The following is a 4,310-nucleotide window of genomic DNA, read 5'->3' as shown; positions in this document are numbered from 1 at the left end:
TGTGTGGGAGGCAGCATCAGCTGGAGTAATGGCAGCACAGGTAACAGCATCAGTGTACCATCAGGGACAGCAGGCACTTACAGCTTCACAGCGACCTGTAAAGTGACCACTAATAATAAAGAGTGTAGTGCGACTGATGCAGGTACAGTGACTGTAAATCCACCAGTAACAGTATCAGTAAATGATATAGTAATTTGTACAGGAGAAACAAGCACTTTAACAGCAACAGGTTGTGCAGGAACCGTAAGTTGGACAGGTGGAGGCACACCAAACGGTAATAGTTTATCGGTAAATGCAGCAGGTACTTATACAGCTATCTGTAAAGTGACTTTAAATGGTAAAGAGTGTAGTGCATCTGATGCAGGTACAGTGATTGTAAATCCACCAGTAACTGTGTCAGTGAATGATATAGTATTGTGCGATGGAGAAACAGGTACTCTAACAGCAACAGGTTGCAATGGTAGAATCAGTTGGAGTAATGGAGCTACTACCAATACCATTACTGTAACGACAGCGGGTACTTATACTGCTACTTGTTTCGTAACTATTAATAACAAAGAATGTAGTGGAAGCGATGCGGGAACAGTAATTGTGAATCCACCGGTAACAGTATCAGTAAATGATATTATCGTGTGTGCAGGTGAGACAGGTACCTTAACAGCAACAGGTTGTACAGGTAATGTAACCTGGATGGGTGGTGGTACCCCAAGTGGTAATAATTTATTAGTAAATGCTACTGGCACTTATACAGCTACTTGTAAAGTTACAACAAATAACAAAGAGTGTTCGGCAACTGATGCAGGTACAGTAATAGTAAATCCGGTAGTAACTGTGTCAGTAAGTGATATTGTTATCTGTGCAGGTGAGACAGGTACTTTAACAGCAAATGGTTGTTCAGGTATAGTAACCTGGTCAGGTGGTGGTACTCCAAATGGTAATACATTATCTGTAAATAATCCAGGAACTTATACTGCAATTTGTAAAGTTTCGGCTAATGGTAAAGAATGTAGTGCAAGTGATGCAGGTACAGTAACGGTAAATCCACCAGTAACGGTTTCAGTAAATGACTTAGCATTGTGCGCAGGTGAAAGCGGTAAATTGATTGCTACAGGTTGTAATGGTACAGTTGTATGGAGCACGGGAGCAACCGCAACTTCTATCAATGTGAGTGAGACTACAGCGGGTACATATAGCTATACAGCAACATGTTATGCAACAACCAATAATAAAACTTGTACGGCAAGCGATATTGCGACGCTTACAATAAATCCAAATCCGAAAGTTAAGGTTGATGATGTAAGTATTTGTAAAGGAGCGAGTATAACATTAACAGCTACTGAATGTACAGGTACTGTAACCTGGAATACAGGTGTAACAGGTGTTTCTATAACAGTAAGCCCGACTACTAATACTACCTATACAGCCACTTGTACACTAAGTACTGGTTGTAAAGCAACAGATACCGGAACAGTAGATGTATTACCTGTTTTAGTTCCGACTATTAGTTCTAATTCTCCGGTTTGTGAAGGTGGTAGTATTAACTTAAAAGCAGATGGTGGTACAACATATTCATGGAAAGGCCCTAACGGATATACTTCAAGTGTTCAGAATCCGGTTATAAATCCGGCGACAACTGCGCATCAGGGTATATATACTGTAACGGTAACGAATGGCAGTGGTTGTACAGGTACAGCAACAACTTCGGTTACTATCAAAACTTTACCGAAAATTGTTTCTTCTAATAGCGCAGTTTGTGAAGGAGAAGACTTGACGCTAACGGCACCTGATTTTGGTGCAGGTGCAACCTACCTATGGACAGGGCCTAACTCTTTCTCTCAAAATGGTAGAACAGTTACAATTTCTAATACAACTTCAGCAAATGAAGGAGTATATACCATAACCATAACCAAAGATGGATGTTCAACAAGTGGTACAGTAGAGGTTGATATTAAAAACAAACCGACACCACCATCAATTAGCGTTGATGGACCAAACACCATTTGTGATAATACTCCTGTTAAATTAATAGCAACAGGTTGTACAGGTGGAACAGTCGTTTGGTCAACAAATCAGTCGGGTACTACTATCACTGTGAACAGTGAAGGTACTTATTGGGCAACCTGTAAAGTAGGAAATTGCTCAAGTGGAACTTCAAGTAGTATAGTAATCAAAAAAGGAAGTAAACCTGCTGCTCCGGGTGTTACAACAAATAAAACAATCTGTTGCGACGGTGCAACTGCTACCTTGACAGCAACAGGCTGTACAGATGGTACACTTAACTGGAGTACAGGTGCAGTAGGTAGTACTATTCAGGTAGCAACCTCAGGAACTTATACAGTAACGTGTACAAATAGTTGTGGAACAAGTTCAAATTCTACACCAATTGTTATCCGTACTGGTACATCTCCTACCAAGCCGATAATCGCTACGGATAAAGATAAATTGTGTACTAATGAAGTTGCCCATCTAACAGCAACAGGTTGTAATGGAATAGTGGTATGGAGCAATGGCATGACAGGCACAAGCATCACGGTAGGTACAACAGGAACTTATACTGCAAGATGTGAAAATATCTGTGGAAGCAATGATGCCTCGGAAGTAATCACCATCAAATCTGGTGATGCACCAAATGCACCAGTGGTTAGTCCATCGACAACCAGTATCTGTGCAAACGCAAGCGCAACCCTGACAGCGACAGGCTGTAATGGAACAGTGGTATGGAGTAATGGCATGACAGGCAGCAGCATTAGTGTGAGTGTGACAGGTAATTACAGTGCCAAATGTATCACCTCATGTGGTACAAGCACAGCATCGAATATAGCGACAGTGAATGCAAGTGAAGGTCCTAGTACACCAAATGTGGCCAGTGACAAGACGATTCTTTGTGCAGGCGAGAGTGCAATATTGACAGCCTCGAACTGTAATGGTACGATTGTGTGGAGCACGGGAGTAACAGCTAACAGCATCACAGTGACCAGTGCAGGGACTTACAAAGCTATCTGTACTACCACTTGTGGCACTGCAGAGAAGGCCATAGAAATTAAACCGGGAACTGCACCATTACCACCGACAGTAACAGCAGACAAAGATATATGTTGTACAGGTCAGACAGTGACCTTGACAGCGACTGCCTGTTCATCAGGAGTGGTGGTATGGAACACAGGAGCAACGGGTAATATTTTGGTAGTGAGTGATTCAGGGACATACACAGCAGTATGTAAGAACGAATGTGGCCAGGGAAGTTCGTCAACACCAGTGGTGATTAAGACCTTACCGAAACCGAATACACCAATCATTACGACCGATAAGACGACGGTATGTGGTACAGAGAAGGCGACATTGACAGTCAGCAACTGTAATGGGACCTTGGTATGGAACACAGGAGCGACTACGAGTACGATAGTAGTAGGCGCAGGTACTTACAGTGCTACTTGTGAGAACATCTGTGAGAAGAGTCCAGTATCGAATATTGTGACCATTACCACAGGGACTTCACCGGATGCACCGACCATTGCAACAGACAAGACCAGTTTGTGTAATGGAGAGAGTGCAACCCTGACAGCGACAGGCTGTACAGGTACAGTGAAATGGAGTACGAATGCTACAGGAGCCAGCATCACCGTAACTACATCAGGCACATATACAGCGACATGTAGTAATACTTGTGGAACGAGTGTAGTATCGAATCAGGTGATTATCACAACAGGCAGCACACCAGCAGCACCGACAGTAACAAGTGACAAAACGGAAATCTGTACAGGTCATTCAGCAGTTCTGACAGCGACAGGTTGTACAGGAGGAAGTATCACCTGGACAGGAGGCAGCACAGGCAGTACATTGACAGTGAACACAGCGGGTACTTACACAGCTACTTGTACGACCACTTGTGGCAGCAGCAGTGCTTCGATAGTGATAACAACTAAGAATCCACCATTACCACCGACAGTAACAGCAGACAAAGATATATGTTGTACAGGTCAGACAGTGACCTTGACAGCGACTGCCTGTTCATCAGGAGTGGTGGTATGGAACACAGGAGCAACGGGTAATATTTTGGTAGTGAGTGATTCAGGGACATACACAGCAGTATGTAAGAACGAATGTGGCCAGGGAAGTTCGTCAACACCAGTGGTGATTAAGACCTTACCGAAACCGAATACACCAATCATTACGACCGATAAGACGACGGTATGTGGTACAGAGAAGGCGACATTGACAGTCAGCAACTGTAATGGGACCTTGGTATGGAACACAGGAGCGACTACGAGTACGATAGTAGTAGGCGCAGGTACTTACAGTGCTACTTGTGA

Annotated in this window: 1 protein-coding gene; it reads left to right on the top strand. The window is 43.4% G+C overall.

The features are described from left to right. A partial coding sequence (locus EWM59_RS27930; RefSeq protein WP_374755958.1) for a beta strand repeat-containing protein occupies positions 1 to 4,310 on the top strand: 4,310 nt, incomplete at both ends.

This window comes from Emticicia agri, assembly GCF_004168285.1.
GTDB lineage: Bacteria > Bacteroidota > Bacteroidia > Cytophagales > Spirosomataceae > Emticicia > Emticicia agri.
The sequence above is the reverse complement of the archived record's forward strand: the minus strand, read 5'-3'. Positions and strand labels throughout refer to the sequence as shown.